This is a genomic window from Glycomyces terrestris (genome assembly GCF_003933745.1).
Lineage (GTDB): Bacteria > Actinomycetota > Actinomycetes > Mycobacteriales > Micromonosporaceae > Glycomyces > Glycomyces terrestris.
Map to the genome: position 1 here is coordinate 1 of NZ_RSEB01000010.1, position 17004 is coordinate 17004.

Genomic DNA, 17004 nt, shown 5'->3' on the forward strand with positions numbered 1-17004 from the left:
ATCTGTACAGGATTGATTTCCCGCCTGTGGATAACTTCGCGAGGGTTGATCATTTTGCCTGGTCGTGAGCGGAGAAGTTTTCCACAGGGAGTGCGGACGTGAACGGGCCCGGACGGCGAAGCCGTCCGGGCCCGTAAGCGTCTTGTGGCCGCGATCCGCGGTCGGCCGGTCAGAAGTTGAGGTTCACCGGGATCCGGCGCCGGCTGCTCTTGCGGGCGTTGCGCTGCTCTTCTTCAAGGGCGACTTCGAAGACCGCCCTCCATGAACGTACGTCGGCGTGCTTGCGCAGCAGCGCCCGCCGCTCCCGTTCGGTCATGCCGCCCCAGACTCCGAACTCGATGCGATTGTCGAGTGCGTCTGCGAGACATTCAAGCCGGACTGGACAGCCCCGGCATACTTTCTTCGCATTGTTCTGCTCGGCCCCTTGAACGAACAAGGCGTCAGGATCACCTTCCTGACAAAGCGCCTTGGTCGTCCAGTCGATCAGCAGTCCCATCTGCATGACCTCCCCGTGAGATCTACCCTTCATACCCCCCGACGACTACAGTCGAGTGATCTCTCGATCACACAACGTCGCCGTCAGAACGGACCCTACACCTCTTGTAAGTGTTTGACTACTCTCCGAGACGAAAATCGGACTCCATGGGACGGCTTCACCCCTACGGTTCGCTACGCGAATGCGACTCGCGATAATAACGATTCCAATACGGGGGCACCCCTGGTCCGGGTTCGCGGCGTCCAATTCCCAGGGCGCCGTTCACGCCGGATTCCGCGGTCGTGCTCAGCACATGTGCCCGGCAGTCCCCGCCCTTCCCGACGTCCGTTCTAATCTGAGGCGGTGGAGACCTTGAAACGCGACCGCAGTCCCCTCGGGGACGCCGTAGCGCTGCTCGTCTGTGGCGTCCTGGCCGGGATCCTCGCGGCCGCAGCCGCCTTCCCGCTCGCGGGGCTCTTCGGCATGGCCGCCGAGAACAGCATCCAGTCGTTCGAATCCCTGCCGACGGAGCTCACCAAGCCCGCGCTCCCGCAGACGTCCTATGTGTACGCCTCGGACGGCGAGACCCTCATCACCTCCTTCTTCGAGGAGAACCGGCGCGAGGTGGCACTCGATGAGGTCTCCCCGCTCATGGTCGAAGCACTGCTCGCCGCCGAGGACTCGAAGTTCTACGAGCACAACGGCGTCGACTGGGCCGGCATCATCCGAGCCGCGGTGGCGAACCAGGGCGGCGACTCGCAGGGCGCGTCGACCCTGACGATGCAGTTCGTGCGCAATACCCTGATCTACTCGGCTTCAACCATCGACGAGGTCATCGCCGCGTCCGAGGACACCTACGAGCGCAAGCTCCGGGAAGCCCGGTACGCCATGGCGATCGAGGAGTCCATGTCCAAAGAGGACATCCTTGAGGGCTACCTGAACGTGATCTACCTCGGCAACCAGGCGTACGGCGTCCACGCCGGCTCCTACAGCTACTTCAACAAGCCCCCGAGCGAGCTCACCCTCGCCGAGGCCGCCACCCTCGCCTCGCTGCCGAAGTTCCCCTCCTACGCCGACGGCCTCCTCGACGGCGAGGGCGACGACTCGCAGATCCTGGACCGCCGCAACTGGGTCCTCCAGCGCATGGCCGACCTCGGCAGCATCTCCCAGGCCGAGGCCGACGAGGCGATCGCGCTCCCGCTGGGCCTGAACCCGCGCCCCGAGCGCAACGAGTGCGTCGACGTCGCGACCTCCAACTGGGGCTTCTTCTGCGACTACTTCCGCGAGTGGTGGGCCGCCAACCCCGCGTTCGGCGAGACCGAGCGCGAGCGCATCAGCCTCCTCAACCGCGGCGGCTTCCGCATCGTGACCTCGCTCGACGCCGAGCTCCAGAACGAGGCCTCCGAGGAGCTCGCCGACGAGGTCGACGTCGACAGCCCCGAAGCCCTCGGCTCGGTCACCATCACCCCGGGCACCGGGTACGTGCGCGCCATGGCCGTCAACCGCAACTACAGCCTCGACCAGACCGACAACGGCCCCCGCACCGACGGCGACGACTCCAAGCCCTCGAACTACCCGGCCACGACCATCCCGCTGCTCAGCGGCAACGAGGAGGTCAACGGGTACCCGGGCGGCTCGACGTTCAAGATGTTCACCATGCTGGCCGCCCTCGACAAGGGCTGGCCCCTGGAGACCCGCATCCCGTCCCCCGGCCAGTACGCGTCCCAGTACCTCATGAGCGGGTCCGCGCTCGACGACTCGACCTCCGACTGCCAGCACTTCACCAGGGACGGCGAGCGCTACGGCCACTGGTGCCCGAAGAACGACGGCAGCTGGTCCTCCGCGCCCCTGAACATGTGGGGCATGTTCGGCCGCTCCTCGAACACCGCGTTCGTGCGGCTCCAGGAGATGGTCGGCGTCAGCGCCGCCTACGAGGCCGCCGTCGCCTCCGGCGTCGACTTCTACAACTCGCCCCTGAACGAGGCGTACGAGAACGGCACCATCGACGAGTCCCAGGGCACCTTCACCCTCGGCCTCCATTCGACGACGCCGCTGGAGATGGCCGAGGCCTACGCGACCGTGGCCGCCGGCGGCCTCCACTGCGAGCCGCTGCCGGTGGTGCAGATCGTCGGCGCCGACGGCGCCGAGTGGACCGAAGCCGCTGCGCCCCAATGCGACCAGGCGTTCCCCGAGGAGGTCGCGTACGCGGCCGTCAGCGCCGGCCGCTGCGTCGTGGGCCAGAACGCCGAGGGCACCCAGTGCTCCGGCAACGGGACCGCCGCCGCGGCCGCGAGCGGCTTCGACCGCCCGCTGTTCGGCAAGACCGGGACCGCCGACTCGAACCGCTCCTACTGGTTCATCGGCGCGACCCCGAACGCCGCCACCGCGACGTTCGTCGGCGACCCCGATGCGACGCACCGCGAGAACGTCGCCACCCAGAGCCTGAAGACCTCGGTGAAGGAGGCCGGGATCGCGATCCTCAAGGACGCCGTGCGCGACCTCGAGGAGGAGGGCTGGCCCAAGCCGAGCGACGCCATGGTCAACGGCGAGAACCTCACCTCGATCCCGTCCATCAGCTGCATGGACCCCGACGACGCCCGCTCCCGCGTCGCGAGCGCCGGCTTCGATGCCTCGATCGCCTCGGGCCGCTTCGACTCCGACTGCAAGGAGGGCGAGGCGTTCGGGACCTCCCCGACCGGCTCCGCGCCGGACGGCGCGCCCGTCTACATCCTCGTGTCCAACGGCTCCGGCTACGAAGAGGAGGAGCCCGACGAGGACGAGTCCTCCAGTCCACCGGGCAATCGCGACTGAACCGCCGAGGCGCCGCTCCGCACGGGGCGGCGCCTCGTGCGCGTTCCCCGGTCCGCCTGGCCCGCAGGCGGTCACGGCCCGCCGCCCGCCCAGCGCCTCGAACGCCCCTCTTTGCCGACGACGCCCCCGGAGCGGGCCGCAGCAGGCCGCGGTGTCCCCTGACGCCGCACGGACGCGGTGCAGCGCAAAGGAGAGGGCCCGCGCCTCGTAAGCGCAGGCCCTCGTTTTCCTTGGGAGGGTGTAAAGCCTGGAGTCGGGACGGGCTACTGCGTGCGCGGCATGACGAGCGTGCCCGGGGCCGGGTCGTCGGTCGGGACGCGCTCGTCGCCCACGTGGTTGCCTTCGCGCAGTTCACCGTCGCGGATCGTGACCGCGCGCTGGGCGCGCTCGGCGACGTCGTGGTCGTGGGTGATCATCAGGACCGTGAGGCCGCCGGCGTGGAGCTCGTCGATCGTCGCCAGGACCGCCTCGGCCGTGTGCGAGTCGAGGTTGCCGGTGGGCTCGTCGCACAGCAGCAGGCTCGGCTCGGCCGCGAGCGCGCGGGCGATGGCGACGCGCTGCCGCTCGCCGCCCGAGAGCGTGGTCGGGAGGGCGTCGAGGCGGTGTCCGAGGTTGACGAGCTCGAGCTTCTCGCGGGCGATCTGGCGGCGCTTGCGGCGCGGGATGCCCTGGTACACCAGGGACATGGCGACGTTCTCGGTCGCGGTCCGGTGCGACATGAGGTGGAACGACTGGAAGATGAAGCCGATCTTGTCCGCGCGCAGGCGGGTGCGCATCGACTCCTTCATCTTCGAGGTGTCGTGGCCGTCGAGCCAGTACGTGCCGGTCGTGGGGGCGTCGAGGAGGCCGAGGAGGTTGAGGAGCGTGGACTTGCCGGAGCCGGAGGGGCCGACGATCGCCACGTACTCGCCGTCGGCGACCGCGAGCCGCACCGGCTTCAGCGCCTCGACGGGGGGCGGGCCCGGGTAGGTCATGCCGACGCCGTCGAGTTCGATGAGCGCCCGCGGGCCCGGCTGCCGCGCGTCGTCGACGCGCGCGAACACGGCGGTGTCGTCCGCCGCGCCCTCCGCGGTGACGGTGGGCAGGATCAGCGTGGCGTCGTTCTCGGTCACGTCACCTAGACGCCGCGAGGGCCGCCGGGAGTTGCACGGCCCGGTCAGAACGCGAAGTCGGCCTGGACGGGGCGGTGGTCGGAAGCGGTCGCGTCGAGGACGTCGGAGCCGGTGGCCTCGAGGCCGCGGTAGAGGACCTGGTCGATGCGGGCCAGGGGCGCGTCGGCGGGCCAGGTGAAGCCGAAGCCCTTCCCGGCGGCGGCCTGCGCGGAGTCGAGCTGGTAGGTGATGGGGGCGAGGGAGCGGTCCTGGACGGTGCCGTTGAGGTCGCCGGCGAGGACGACGCGTTCGAGGTCCTCGGCGGCGATGGCCTCGCCGAGGAGCTCGGCGGTGCGGTTGCGCTGCTCGGAGGTGAAGCCCTCGGCGTTGACGCGGACGGAGAGGAGGTGGGCGACGTAGAAGGCGACGGGCTCGCCGTCGATGTCGATCGCGGCGCGGAAGGCGCGGGCCCAGCCGAGTTCGAGGTCGACCTCGTTCGACTCGGTGATCGGGTAGGTCGACCAGAGGGCGACGGTGCCGTAGGACGCGGAGTGCTCGTAGGCGCCGTCGAGGACGCCGGCCCAGTCGAGGCGCTGCTCCTCGGTGAGCTCGACGAGGACGACGACGTCGGGTTCGGCGGCGAGGAGGGTGGCGGCGGTGGCCTCGGTGTCGGTGTTCTCGGCGTTCACGTTGTGGGCGACGACGCGGAAGTCGCCGGCGCCCTGGTGCTTGTCGGGGATGAGCGCGGCGTACATCTGGAACCAGACGAGCGCGGGCAGGAGGGAGCAGACGATCGCGAGGGGGCGGCGGCGGATCGCGGCGAGGACGACGAGGACGGGGACGCCGATGCCGAACCAGGGCAGGAACGTCTCGATGAGGCTGCCGAGGTTGTACCAGCGGTTGGGGATGAACCGGTGGAAGAGGAGGACCCCGGCCAAGAGGAGGGAGGCGGCGATGACGACGCCGCTGAAGATCTTCGCACCAGTCCTGCGCACCCGGTCCGCCCTTCGACATCGCGCGGCACGCACCGGCCGCTTCGGAGACTCGACAGCCTAGCGGGAGGCCGCCCGGAACGGCGAACGCCGGGTCTCTGGGAGACCCGGCGTCCGGAAGTTGGCGGTGGCGGTGGGATTTGAACCCACGGTTGAGGGTTACCCAACACTCGCTTTCGAGGCGAGCTCCTTCGGCCGCTCGGACACGCCACCGCGGAAAAGGTTACCGGATGCGGCGGGAGGGCCGTCGGGCGGGATCGGGCGATCCACCTCACAGGCGGTCTCCGCAAATTCATGGGATGTTTATGAGAAGCTGGCGTCATGACTGCACACATCTCCGCCAAGCCCGGTGAGATCGCCGAGAGCGTCCTCCTGCCGGGCGACCCGCTGCGCGCGAAGTGGATCGCCGAGACCTTCCTCACCGACGCCGAGTGCTACACCGAGGTGCGGAACATGTTCGGCTACACGGGGACGTACAAGGGCAGGCGGGTCTCGGTCCAGGGCACGGGGATGGGCCAGCCGTCGGCGTCGATCTACACGCACGAGCTGCTCGACGTGTACGGCGTCACGACCGTGGTGCGGGTCGGTTCGGCCGGCGCGATCCACGACGACATCGAGCTGCGCGACGTCGTGGCCGGCATCGGGGCGTCGACGAACTCGTCGATGAACCGCATCCGGTTCAACGGCGTGGTCGACTACGCGCCGGTCGCGGACTTCTCGCTGCTGCGCGGCGCCGTCGACGCGGCCGCGGCGCGCAGGATCAACCTGCATGTGGGCCAGCTGTACTCCTCGGACACGTTCTACACGGACGCGCCCGAGGTCGAGGCGAAGCTCGCCGACTACGGCATCCTCGCGATCGAGATGGAGGCCGCGGCGATCTACACGCTCGCCGCGAAGTTCAAGGCGCGGGCGCTGGCGCTGTGCACGATCTCGGACCACATCCTCAAGGGCACCGAGCTGCCCGCGGCCGACCGGCAGGAGTCGTTCTCGGAGATGGTCGAGATCGCCCTGGACGCCGTCACCGCGTAGACGTCGCCGCGAAGGCCCGGTTCCGTGCGGACCGGGCCTTTCGCGTGCCCGGGGCCGGGTCCGCCGGCGCGGTTCGCGCGCCCGGAAGCCCGGTCCGCCGCGGCCGGGGACGTTCGGGCGTCCGGGGCCCGGGCCGCGCCCGTGGGCCGGCTATTCGGCGGGCGCGGCGGCGAGGACCGCGGCGAGCTCGGCCTCCAGGTAGGGGCCGAGGGTGGCGGCGTACGTGTTCGTCATGTGGGCGTCGTCGCGGTAGACCAGGATGTTGCCGACCACGGGCGAGCACGCCTCGGGGCCGCAGAGGTAGTCGGTGAGGTCGATCTTGTGGACGCCGGCGGGGACGGCGAGCGCGTCGAAGGCGCCCTCGTCGTAGTAGGCGTCGCGGTCGACGGTGCACTCGGGGGCGTCGCGGCCGTGGAGGTCGACGCACATCGGGATGTCGAAGCGGGGGCTGGGGGTGTCCCGGATGGCGGCGACGGCGGTGCCGGTGGCGAGGAGCTGCTCGTAGCGGTCGGTGTAGTCGGGGAAGGTCTCGTAGGCCTCGTAGCCGACGCGGGAGCCGTAGGTGAAGACGAGGTCGGGGCGGATGTCGGCGATCTCGGCGACGACGGCGTTGTTCCAGGCAGCGCAGGAGCGATAGCGCTCCTCGCCGAGGTCCTCCTGGCCGGTCTCGATGATGCAGGCGTTCTTGGTGTACGCGATGACGTGCCAGCGCTGGGATTCGGCCGCTTCGAGGACGGCGGGGAGCCACTGCCAGATCTTGGAGCCGCCGTACATGACGACGGTGGCGGCGGCCTCGTCCTCGGAGGTGCCGAAGTCGCAGCGGATGGGGTCGTAGCCCTCCATGGTGACGTTGCAGTCGCCGGAGAGGGCGGGGTCGTAGTCCTGGGCGGCGTCGAGGGTGGAGGGGGCGAAGTCGGCTTCGGGGACATCGAGGTCCTCGGCGAGGGCGGCGGCGCCGGGGTAGGCGGCGGGGTCGGTCGCGGCGGCGGCGAGGCGGGCGCGCTCGTGGGCGATGTACCAGGTCATGGAGGCGCAGGCGGCGAGGACGAGGGCGATGCAGGCGGCGCCGAGGGCGAAGGCGCCGGGGGCGGTCCGCTGGCCGAGTCCGGTGGCGGGCAGGCGGATCTCGACGGCCCAGTGCGTGAGGGCGGCGAGGGCCGTGGCGGCGGCGAGGACGGCGAGTCCGCCGCGGAGGGTGGCGGTGTCGCGTCCGGTGGCGGTGAGGTAGCAGACGAGGATCGGCCAGTGCCAGAGGTAGAGGGTGTAGGAGAGGGTGCCGAGGCGCTGGAGGGGCCAGGTGTTGAGGAGGCGTCCGGCGCCGGTGCCGGGGGCGGCGGTGGCGGCGAGGATGACGGCGCAAACGCCGGCGACGGGGGCGAGGGCGGCCCAGCCGGGGAACTGGGTGGAGTCGAGGAAGGCGCCGGCGAGGACGAGGACGGCGACGCCGGACCAGCCGAGGGCGGCGGCGAGGGGGCCGGGGATGCGGGCCGTCCAGGCGCGGGTGGCGGGGCGGAGGGCGAGGGCGAGGAGGCCGCCGGCGGCGAACTGCCAGATGCGGGCGCGGGTGTCGAAGTAGGCGAAGGCCTGGTCGGCGGCGGTCTCCCAGAGGGCGAAGGCGAAGGAGGCGGCGAGGACGAGGGCGAGGACGGCGGCGACGGTGCGCATGGGCGGGAGGCCGGTGCGGCGGGCGGTCCAGAGGACGAGTCCGATGAGGACGGGCCAGAGGACGTAGAACTGGGTCTGGACGCCGAGGGACCAGTAGTGCTGGACGATGCTGGCGCCGTTGTTCGATGAGAGGTAGTCGACGGAGTGGGCGGCGAGGTTCCAGTTGCCGTAGTAGAGGGCGGAGGCGGCGATGTCGCCGAGCTGCTGGTTCCAGGTGGCGCGGGGCAGCCAGAGGAACACCATGAGGACGGTGGCGGCGGCGACGATGAGCGCGGGCGGGAAGATGCGGCGGACGATGCGGGCGGCGTACTTGAGGTGGCCGAGGCCGCGGCCGGCGTCGGCGGAGCGGAGGAAGCCCGCGGTGATGAAGAAGCCGGACATGAGCAGGAAGATGTCGACGCCGCCGGAGACGCGGTCGAACCAGATGTGGTAGACGGCGATGACGGCGATGGCGAGGCCGCGGAGCCCGTCGATCTCGCGCAGCCGCGGCGGCCGCGGGGCGGGCGCGTCGGCGGCGTCGCGGCCGGGGGCGGCCGAGGTTGCGGTGGCGCTCATGGGTCTCCGGGGCGAGGCGGCGGCGGGTGTCGCATCGAGCGTAGAAGGCCGGGCGGGGTGGGACCGGTGTGGGGTGGAACGTGAAAGCGGAGGAATCGGGCATTCGTAGGCGCCCCGATGCAACAGTGCCTGGCGGGTGCGACAGTTCGGCCGGGCGTGGCCGCGATGGCGCGGCGGCCGCTGAACGGAATGTGAATGCGGAGGAATCGGGCGCGTCGAGCGCCCCCGGTTGCAAGGGTGCCTCGGGGGTGCGACACGGCCTGGCAGGCGCTGGCGGCCGGGGCGGATTCGGTGAATGGCGGGGGTGTGGAGATCCGTTGACAGGGGGGCGGGGGCGTGCCACGATTGCAGTGCCTTAACGATCGTTAAGGGATGGAGCGTCGAGGAGGACGGCACCGTGGACTTCAGCGGGGACTACCCGGCCGAGCGCGAGCGGATCGAGCGCGGCGGGGCCGAGAAGTACCACCAGGCGGCGGCCGCCGCGGGCAAGTACCACGCCCGCGAGCGCATCCGGCGGCTATGCGACCCCGACTCGTTCCGCGAGGACGCCCTCTGGGCCAACCCCGACCCGTCCCTGCCCGCCGACGGCGTCGTCGTCGGCTCCGCCACCGTCCAGGGCCGGCCCGTGCGGCTGGTCGCCAACGACTCCACCGTCAAGGCCGGGTCGTGGGGCGCGCGCACCGTCGAGAAGATCATCCGCACCATCGAGGCCGCCCAGCTCGAGCAGCACCCGATCGTCTACCTCGTCGACTCCGCCGGCGCCCGCATCACCGACCAGGTGCAGCTGTTCCCCGGCCGCCGCGGCGCCGGCCGCATCTTCCACGAGCAGGTCCGCGCCTCCGGGAGGATCCCGCAGGCGTGCGCGCTCTTCGGCCCCAGCGCCGCCGGCGGCGCGTACATCCCCGCGTTCTGCGACATCGTCGCCATGGTCGACGGCAACGCCTCCATGTACCTCGGCAGCCCCCGCATGGTCGAGATGGTCACCGGCGAGAAGACCACCCTCGAGGACATGGGCGGCGCCCGCGTCCACTGTGAGCAGTCCGGCGTCGGACACTTCCTGTGCCGCAACGAGGACGAGGCCATCGCCGACGTGCGCCGCTGGCTCTCCTACCTGCCCTCGAACTGGACGCAGCCAGCGCCGGTGCGCGCGGCCCGCCCGCCGCTCCCGGTCGACCTCGCCGCGGTGGTCCCGCCCAGCGAGTCCGCGCCGTTCGACATGCACGACTTCGTGAACGGCCTGGTCGACCAGGGCTCCGTCCTCGAAGTGCAGGCCCGCTGGGCCGGGGAGCTCATGACCGCGTTCGCGCGCCTCGACGGCCGCCCCGTCGGCATCGTCGCCAACAACTCCGCGGTGCGCGGCGGCGTCCTCTTCTCCGACTCCGCCGACAAGGCCGCCCGGTTCGTGAACACTTGCGACGCGTTCAACGTGCCGCTGCTGTTCCTCGCCGACGTCCCCGGGTTCATGGTCGGCTCCGCCGTCGAGCACGCCGGCATCATCCGCCACGGCGCCAAGATGATCGCCGCCGTCGCCGAGGCCACCGTCCCGAAGATCTGCGTCGTCGTCCGCAAGGCCTACGGCGCCGGCCTGTACGCCATGGCCGGGCCCGCGTTCGGGTCCGACGCCGTCCTCGCGCTCCCCACCGCGCGCATCGCCGTCATGGGCGCCGAGGCCGCCGTGAACGCCGTGTACGCCAACAAGATCGCCGCCATCGACGACCCCGCCCAGCGGGAGCAGTACGTCGCCGACCGGCGCGCCGAGTACGAAGCCGACGTCGACCTGCGCAGGCTCGCAGGGGAACTCGTCGTCGACGACGTCCTCGCCCCCGAGGAACTCCGCGATGACCTCATCGCCCGATACCGCCGGCTGACCCACAAGGACCGCCGGTTCGCCGACCGCAGACACCCGATCACACCGGTGTAAGAGGAGCCCGCCATGAAACTCGACCTCGAGCAGACCGAATTCGCCGCCGCCGTGCGCGCCTACGCCCAGGAGCAGATCCGCCCCGTCATCGGCGACTTCTACGAGCGCGGGGAGTTCCCCATCGAGCTCGTCCGGGGCCTCGGCAAGCTCGGCGTCCTCGGCGTCACCCTCCCCGAGGAGTACGGCGGCTCGGGCCTGGGCCTGTTCATGCTCGGCCTCGCCCTGGAGGAGATCGCCCGCGTCGACGCGTCCGTGGCCGTCACCGTCGAGGCGTCCGTGACCCTCGGCGCGGAGGGCATCGCCAAGTTCGGCACCGACGAGCAGAAGGCGAAGTGGCTCCCGAACCTCGCCGCCGGGCAGGGCCTGGTCGCGTTCGCGCTCACCGAACCCGGCGGCGGCACCGACGCCGGCCACACCGACACCAAGGCCCGCCTCGAGGACGGCGAGTGGGTCATCGACGGCGCCAAGTGCTTCATCACCAACGCCGGCACCGCCATGACCGACCTCATCATCACCACCGCCCAGACCGGGCCCGGCGAGGTCTCCTGCATCGCCGTCGAGCCCGGCACGCCCGGACTCGAGATCGGGCCCGAGTACTCGAAGGTCGGGTGGCGGGCCTCCGACACGCGGCCCGTGTACTTCGACGGCTGCCGGGTGCCCGAGGCGAACCTCGTCGGCCAGCGCGGGCGCGGCTTCGTGCAGTTCCTGGAGCTGCTCGACGCCGGGCGCGTCGCCATCGCCGCGCTCGCCACCGGCTCCGCGCAGGGGTGCCTGGACGAGGCGCTCGCGCACGCGAAGGAGCGGGAGGCGTTCGGGCGGCCGATCGCCGAGAACCAGGCGATCGCGTTCATGCTCGCGGACATGAAGCTGCGGGCGCACACCTCGCGGCTGGCGTGGCAGGACGCGGCGCTCAAGGCCGAGGCCGGGGAGCCGTTCGGGACGGACGCGGCGCTCGCGAAGCTGCACGCCTCGCAGGCGGCGGTGGAGAACGCGCGGGAGGCGACGCAGATCTTCGGCGGGTACGGGTTCATGAACGAGACGCCGGTGGCGCGGGCGTGGCGCGACTGCAAGGTGCTGGAGATCGGCGAGGGGACGAACGAGGTGCAGCGGATGCTCATCGCGAGGTCCTTGGGGCTGTAAGCGAACGAGCGGACCGTCGAGGCGCGGCCGCGGGAGCGGAGCCCGGGCGCCTGGGCCCGTCCCGGCGGCCGCGCCTGCTCGCGCGGCTGGGGCCCTGCGAACGCCGGGCCGAGCTGGGCTGGGCCGTGCGGTGCCGAGCTGGGTCGTGCGGGGCGGAGCTGGGTCGTGCGATTCCCGGCCGCTGCGGCCGCCGGAGCGGGCGGGGAAGCCGTCCGCGCGGCGGCCGAGAAGTGCTGGTGGGCCGTTCAAAGGGGGCCGGGACCTGCGGGGCCCGGCCGCGCGATGCCGGGCTGCTGCGGTGGCCGGAGCGGGCGGGGAGGCCGCCCGCGCGGCGGCCGAGCAGTGCTGGAGAGCCGATCGGCGGGGGCCGGGACCTGCTAGAGGGCCGTTCAGGCGGCGGTTGGGGTGTCCCGGCCGCCGCCTGTGAGTTTACTGAAAACTTCAACTAAAGGTCTTGAGTTTTCGCCTTGAACCATGACAAGCTCGGCTCTTCGGCAGTAGCGTTGCCGCCGCGGCCTGATACCTCTCACATGGCTAGCAGGCTGCCATGGGACCGTCCACAGGGGCGGACGGGCCGCTCGAGAAGGAGCTCAAGACATGACCGACAGCAAGACCGGAAGCGACCTCGCGCAGCGGGTCCTCGCCTCGCGGCGCGGGCTGATGTGCGGCCTGGCCGGGCTCGGCGCCGCGGGGGCCCTCGCGGCGTGCGGGACGGCGGAGCCGCCGTCCGGGGACTCGTCCTCGGACGCGGACGCGACGACCGGGGGGACGTCCGAGGGTGCGACGGGGGACGCGGGCGGGGGCGCGGCGATCGCCGCGACGGCCGACGTGCCCGAGGGCGGCGGGATCGTCGTCGACGACACCGTGATCGTGCAGCCGAGCGCCGACGAGTTCCTCGCGTTCTCGGCGGCGTGCCCGCACATGGGCACCCCCGTGAACCCGCCGGACGCGGACGGGGTCATCATCTGCCCCAACCACGGCTCGGAGTTCTCCCTGGAGGGCGAGCTCGAGAAGGGCCCCGCCGAGACCGGCCTGAGCCCGGTCGAGATCACCGTCGAGGACGGCCAGATCTTCCTCGCCTGAGCGCGGGCGGACGAGCGGAACCGGCCGGGGAGCGATCGCTCCCCGGCCGGTTCGCCGTCGGTGCCGGAGGCGCCCGGCGGGCGCGGGCCGATCGCGCTCGGGACGACCAGCCGCGTGCGCGGAGGCGCCCCGCGGGCGGCCCCGGATCAGGTCAGGGCGTCGGCGGCGGCCGGGTCCGAGTCGCGCAGGAACTGGGCGCAGCGGGCGGCCTCGTCGGCCTCGCCGATCGCGGCGGCGGCGCGCGAGAGCTGGTACAGGGACTTGAGGAAGCCGCGGTTCGGCTTGTGCTCCCACGGGATCGGGCCGTGGCCCTTCCAGCCGCTGCGGCGCAGCTGGTCGAGACCGCGGTGGTATCCGGTGCGCGCGAAGGCGTACGCGGTGACGTCGTCGCCCGACTCCAGGGCGTTCTTCGCCAGCCGCGCCCACGCGGCGCAGAACCACGGGTAGTGGCGGACGGTGTCCTCGGGCGAGTGCTCGTCGAGGTACGTCCTGGCCTCGGTGTCCTCGGGCAGCAGCGTCGCCGGAGGCTGTGACATCAGATTCTGGGGAGCCAATGCGGGTCCTCACTCTAGGGTCGAGTCGCTCGTGAAAAGCAGTCGGCCAAGCCTAACCCCGGCTGCTCGGCGTCCTCCATGACCGGGTCGGCATCGTCCTCCTGCGGCGTGCGGGGCGCGGTGAGGTGGACGGCGAGGCCGCCGACGACCGCGGCGATCACCGAGGCGGCGAGGACGCCCATCTTGCCCTCGTAGGTGAGGACGGGGTCGCCGCCGCGGAACGCGAGCTCGGTGATGAACAGGGCCACGGTGAACCCGATGCCCGCGACCGCGGCGATCGACGCGAGCAGCGGCCACCCGGTGCCGCGCGGCATCCGGCCCAGGCCGAGCCGCACGACGAGCCACGTGGTGAGCGTGATGCCGACGGTCTTGCCGACGACCAGGCCCAGGACGACGCCGAGCGTCACCGTCGAGCCCGCGGCCGCCGCGAACAGGTCCGCCGAGAGCGGCACGCCGGCGTTCGCGAGCGCGAACAGCGGCAGGACCACGAACGAGGAGAAGCGGTGGTTCTGGTGCTGGATGCGCGCGGCCGGGGGCTGGGCGTCGCGGGTGAGGCGGACGAGCCGCTCGGTCTCCTCCACGGTGAGGCCGTCCTTGGCGAGCTCCTGGGCCTCCTCGTGCGCGACGGCCGGGTCGAGGAGGGGCTTCGCGGCGATGATCAGGCCCATGATCACGCCGGCGATGGTGGCGTGGACGCCCGACTCGAGCATCGCGACCCACAGCAGGACGCCGATGACGAGGTAGACGGGCGCGGACCAGACGTTGAGCAGGCGCATGAGGACGGCGAGCGCGGTGAGGGCCGCGGCGGCGATGAGCCACTGGGCGGAGAGGTCGTCGGTGTAGAACACGGCGATGACGGCGATCGCGCCGAGGTCGTCGACGATCGCGAGGGTGAGCAGGAAGATCCGGGCGGCCGAAGGGATGCGGGAGCCGAAGAGGGCGAGGACGCCGACGGCGAAGGCGATGTCGGTCGCCATGGGGATGCCCCAACCGCCGGCGCCGGGGGTGCCGCCGTTGAGGGCGGCGTAGATGAGCGCCGGGACGGCCATGCCGCCGAGCGCGGCGGCGATCGGGGTGACCGCGTTCCGGGGGCTGGCGAGCTCGCCCGAGACGATCTCGGACTTGATCTCGAGGCCGACGACGAAGAAGAACACGGCCATGAGGCCGTCGTTGATCCAGTCCCGGAGGGTGTGGTGGAGTTCGAAGTCCCCGAAGGCGAACGTGACGTCCAAGCCCCACACCGCGTCGTACGAGGCCGACCACGGCGAGTTCGCCCACAGCATCGCGAGGACGGCGCAGACGACGAGGACGACGCCGGCGGCGGGCTCGATCTTGAGGAACTCGGCGGCCGGGCGGCCGACGTAGCGGGCGATCGGGCGCCGCGAGTACAGGAACGCGGGCCGGTTCCGCCAGATGTCGGACTTCCAGGGCTCCTCGGGCAGGGTCATGCGCCAGAGCCTATCCGGGCGGTGAGGGCCCGGCCACTCCTTAGAGGACTCCGCCGGGACTAGGCGGCGGCCTGGCAGTCGGGGCACAGGCCCCGGTAGGTGATCGAGGCGCGCGTGATGGTGAAGCCGTGGCGCTCGTCGCCGGGGAGCCACTCGACCGGGTCGGCGACGGCGTGGACGTCCTTCATGAGGCCGCAGCCCTCGCAGATGAGGTGGTGGTGGTCGTGGTCGGCGTTCGGGTCGTAGCGCTTGGAGCGGCCCTCGAGGCTGAGCTCGATGACCTCGCCGAGGGCGACCATCTCGTTCAGGGTGTTGTAGACCGTGGCGCGGGAGAGCTCGGGCATGCGCTCGCAGGCGCGTTCGAGGACCTGCTCGGCGGTGAAGTGCACGTGGGAGCCCTCGAGCGTCTCGGCGATGACGCGTCGCTGTGGGGTGATGCGCCAGTTGTGGCGCCGCAGTCGGGTTACCAGGTCGCTCATGCTGTTCTCTCACACGGTCAGGAAGTCGAATACCACCCTAGCAGGACAAACGGATGTGGCACCACTGACACTGGACGACTTCTCAGTTTAGACATAGTCTAAGTTAGGATCGAGTCCGGAACACCAGGTTCCCGAAACGCCCGGCCGCCGCAGAGCGGCGGGCGGGGCGGCCTCGACGCCGACCGGCGCCCAAGCCGGACGGGACACGACACCAGGGAAGGGGCTCGCACCGTGAGCACTGGATACGACCACACGGCAGGGCCGCTGACCACCGAGTCCGGCGCGCCGATCGCCTCCAACAACCAGAGCGAGGCCGCCGGCCCCGGCGGGCCGCTGCTCATCCAGGACCAGGTCCTGCTCGAGAAGCTCGCCCACTTCAACCGCGAGCGCATCCCCGAGCGCGTCGTCCACGCCCGCGGCGCCGGCGCCTACGGCACCTTCACCGTCACCGCCGACGTCACCGCGTACACCCGCGCCGCGTTCCTCTCCGAGGTCGGCAAGGAGACCGAGACCTTCCTGCGCTTCTCGACCGTCGCCGGCTCCCTCGGCTCCGCCGACGCCGTCCGCGACCCGCGCGGCTGGGCCCTGAAGTTCTACACCGAAGAGGGCAACTACGACCTCGTCGGCAACAACACCCCGGTGTTCTTCATCCGCGACGCCATCAAGTTCCCCGACTTCATCCACACCCAGAAGCGCGACCCGTACACCGGTTCGCAGGAGGCCGACAACGTCTGGGACTTCTGGAGCCACTCCCCCGAGTCCGTCCACCAGGTCACCTGGCTGTTCGGCGACCGCGGCATCCCCGCCTCCTACCGGCACATGGACGGCTTCGGCTCCCACACCTACCAGTGGGTCAACGAGGCCGGCGAGCAGTTCTGGGTCAAGTACCACTTCAAGACCGACCAGGGCATCCGCAACCTGACGCAGGCCGAGGCCGACGCGCTCGCCGGGACCGACCCCGACTCGCACCAGCGCGACCTGCGCGAGGCCATCGAGCGCGGCGAGTACCCGTCCTGGACCGTGCAGGTCCAGATCATGCCCGCCGCCGAGGCCGCGACCTACCGGTTCAACCCGTTCGACCTCACCAAGGTGTGGCCGAACGCCGACTACCCGCGGATCACCATCGGGAAGCTGGAGCTCAACCGCAACCCCGAGAACGTGTTCGCCGAGGTCGAGCAGTCCGCGTTCTCCCCCGCGCACTTCGTGCCCGGCATCGGGCCCAGCCCCGACAAGATGCTCCAGGGCCGCCTGTTCGCGTACGGGGACGCGCACCGCTACCGCGTCGGCGTCAACGCCGACCAGCTCCCGGTCAACCGCCCGCACGCCACCGTCGCGCGCAACGGCAACCGCGACGGCCTCGGCTACGACGGCCGCCACGGCCGCAGCCGCAACTACGAGCCGAACTCCTTCGGCGGCCCCGCCGAGACCGGCCGGCCCCTGTGGGCCCCGGTCCAGGTCGCGGGCGCGACCGGCGCGTGGGAGACCCCGCGCCACGCCGAGGACGACGACTTCGTGCAGGCCGGGAACCTCTACCGGCTCATGAGCGCCGACGAGCAGGACCGCCTCATCGCCAACCTCGCCGGGTTCCTCGCCAAGGTCGGCCGCGACGACATCGTCGAGCGCGCCGTCGGCAACTTCGCGAAGGCCGACGAGCAGTACGGCAAGCGGCTCGCGGCGGCCGTCGCCGAACTGCGCGGCAGGTAGACAGACGCCGAGCGGGCGCGGGCCCCTGAAAGAAGCCGCCGGGGCCCGCGCCCGCCT

13 protein-coding genes and 1 tRNA gene are annotated in these 17004 nt (G+C 71.4%); 6 read left to right on the forward strand and 8 right to left on the reverse strand.

Features of this window, described 5'->3' with window-relative positions; translation table 11 throughout:
• Positions 1-169: 169 nt before the first annotated feature.
• Complete coding sequence (locus EIW28_RS23590) at positions 170-496, reverse strand: WhiB family transcriptional regulator (RefSeq protein ID WP_125250177.1); 327 nt, start codon at positions 494-496, stop codon at positions 170-172.
• Between the two features lie 342 nt (positions 497-838).
• Here EIW28_RS23590 and EIW28_RS23595 point away from each other — a divergent pair, with 342 nt between their 5' ends.
• Positions 839-3286: a penicillin-binding protein gene (locus EIW28_RS23595; RefSeq protein ID WP_125250178.1), complete on the forward strand. Its 2448-nt coding sequence runs from the start codon at positions 839-841 to the stop codon at positions 3284-3286.
• 263 nt (positions 3287-3549) lie between these two features.
• Here EIW28_RS23595 and EIW28_RS23600 read toward each other — a convergent pair whose 3' ends face one another.
• The 3 genes from EIW28_RS23600 to EIW28_RS23610 all read right to left on the reverse strand — a co-directional run bounded on the left by EIW28_RS23600 (position 3550) and on the right by EIW28_RS23610 (position 5582).
• On the reverse strand, positions 3550-4260 hold the full coding sequence (locus tag EIW28_RS23600) for an ABC transporter ATP-binding protein (protein WP_125250201.1): 711 nt from the start codon (positions 4258-4260) through the stop codon (positions 3550-3552).
• A 182-nt stretch (positions 4261-4442) separates the two neighbouring features.
• Entirely contained in the window at positions 4443-5372 is a 930-nt protein-coding gene (locus EIW28_RS23605) for an endonuclease/exonuclease/phosphatase family protein (protein WP_232014189.1), read from the reverse strand.
• A 119-nt stretch (positions 5373-5491) separates the two neighbouring features.
• Positions 5492-5582 (reverse strand) — tRNA-Ser (locus EIW28_RS23610).
• Between the two features lie 108 nt (positions 5583-5690).
• Here EIW28_RS23610 and deoD point away from each other — a divergent pair.
• A complete protein-coding gene (gene deoD / locus EIW28_RS23615) occupies positions 5691-6398 on the forward strand; it encodes a purine-nucleoside phosphorylase (protein WP_125250180.1) in 708 nt (235 codons plus the stop codon).
• A 150-nt stretch (positions 6399-6548) separates the two neighbouring features.
• Here deoD and EIW28_RS23620 read toward each other — a convergent pair whose 3' ends face one another.
• Complete coding sequence (locus EIW28_RS23620; protein WP_125250181.1) at positions 6549-8618, reverse strand: acyltransferase family protein; 2070 nt, start codon at positions 8616-8618, stop codon at positions 6549-6551.
• Positions 8619-9015: 397 nt separating this feature from the next.
• Here EIW28_RS23620 and EIW28_RS23625 point away from each other — a divergent pair, with 397 nt between their 5' ends.
• The 3 genes from EIW28_RS23625 to EIW28_RS23635 all read left to right on the forward strand — a co-directional run bounded on the left by EIW28_RS23625 (position 9016) and on the right by EIW28_RS23635 (position 12762).
• Entirely contained in the window at positions 9016-10539 is a 1524-nt protein-coding gene (locus tag EIW28_RS23625; RefSeq protein WP_232014190.1) for an acyl-CoA carboxylase subunit beta, read from the forward strand.
• A 12-nt stretch (positions 10540-10551) separates the two neighbouring features.
• Positions 10552-11679, forward strand: coding sequence for an acyl-CoA dehydrogenase family protein (locus tag EIW28_RS23630; RefSeq protein ID WP_125250183.1), 1128 nt, complete (start codon positions 10552-10554; stop codon positions 11677-11679).
• A 597-nt stretch (positions 11680-12276) separates the two neighbouring features.
• Positions 12277-12762, forward strand: a complete 486-nt coding sequence (locus EIW28_RS23635; protein WP_125250184.1) for a Rieske (2Fe-2S) protein — start codon at positions 12277-12279, stop codon at positions 12760-12762.
• A 146-nt stretch (positions 12763-12908) separates the two neighbouring features.
• Here EIW28_RS23635 and EIW28_RS23640 read toward each other — a convergent pair whose 3' ends face one another.
• The 3 genes from EIW28_RS23640 to EIW28_RS23650 are packed head-to-tail and all read right to left on the reverse strand — an operon-like array spanning position 12909 to position 15243.
• Positions 12909-13298, reverse strand: coding sequence for a DUF3151 domain-containing protein (locus EIW28_RS23640; protein WP_125250185.1), 390 nt, complete (start codon positions 13296-13298; stop codon positions 12909-12911).
• 32 nt (positions 13299-13330) lie between these two features.
• On the reverse strand, positions 13331-14764 hold the full coding sequence (gene nhaA / locus EIW28_RS23645; RefSeq protein WP_125250186.1) for a Na+/H+ antiporter NhaA: 1434 nt from the start codon (positions 14762-14764) through the stop codon (positions 13331-13333).
• A 59-nt stretch (positions 14765-14823) separates the two neighbouring features.
• Positions 14824-15243 (reverse strand): Fur family transcriptional regulator, encoded by a 420-nt coding sequence (locus tag EIW28_RS23650; RefSeq protein WP_125250187.1) that lies wholly within the window; start codon positions 15241-15243, stop codon positions 14824-14826.
• Positions 15244-15474: 231 nt separating this feature from the next.
• On the opposite strand from EIW28_RS23650, the gene EIW28_RS23655 reads away from it, so the two are divergent.
• The gene (locus tag EIW28_RS23655; RefSeq protein ID WP_125250188.1) at positions 15475-16947 is read left to right on the forward strand and encodes a catalase; all 1473 of its coding nucleotides are present in this window, start codon (positions 15475-15477) and stop codon (positions 16945-16947) included.
• Positions 16948-17004 lie beyond the last annotated feature (57 nt).

What these genes read in the sequence shown, in the direction of transcription:
- EIW28_RS23640 (WP_125250185.1), bottom strand. Translation starts at nt 13,298, where the DNA reads ATGTCACAGCCTCCGGCGACGCTGCTGCCCGAGGACACCGAGGCCAGG.
- nhaA (WP_125250186.1), bottom strand. Translation starts at nt 14,764, where the DNA reads ATGACCCTGCCCGAGGAGCCCTGGAAGTCCGACATCTGGCGGAACCGG.
- EIW28_RS23630 (WP_125250183.1), top strand. Translation starts at nt 10,552, where the DNA reads ATGAAACTCGACCTCGAGCAGACCGAATTCGCCGCCGCCGTGCGCGCC.
- EIW28_RS23590 (WP_125250177.1), bottom strand. Translation starts at nt 496, where the DNA reads ATGGGACTGCTGATCGACTGGACGACCAAGGCGCTTTGTCAGGAAGGT.
- deoD (WP_125250180.1), top strand. Translation starts at nt 5,691, where the DNA reads ATGACTGCACACATCTCCGCCAAGCCCGGTGAGATCGCCGAGAGCGTC.
- EIW28_RS23635 (WP_125250184.1), top strand. Translation starts at nt 12,277, where the DNA reads ATGACCGACAGCAAGACCGGAAGCGACCTCGCGCAGCGGGTCCTCGCC.
- EIW28_RS23600 (WP_125250201.1), bottom strand. Translation starts at nt 4,260, where the DNA reads ATGACCTACCCGGGCCCGCCCCCCGTCGAGGCGCTGAAGCCGGTGCGG.
- EIW28_RS23650 (WP_125250187.1), bottom strand. Translation starts at nt 15,243, where the DNA reads ATGAGCGACCTGGTAACCCGACTGCGGCGCCACAACTGGCGCATCACC.
- EIW28_RS23620 (WP_125250181.1), bottom strand. Translation starts at nt 8,618, where the DNA reads ATGAGCGCCACCGCAACCTCGGCCGCCCCCGGCCGCGACGCCGCCGAC.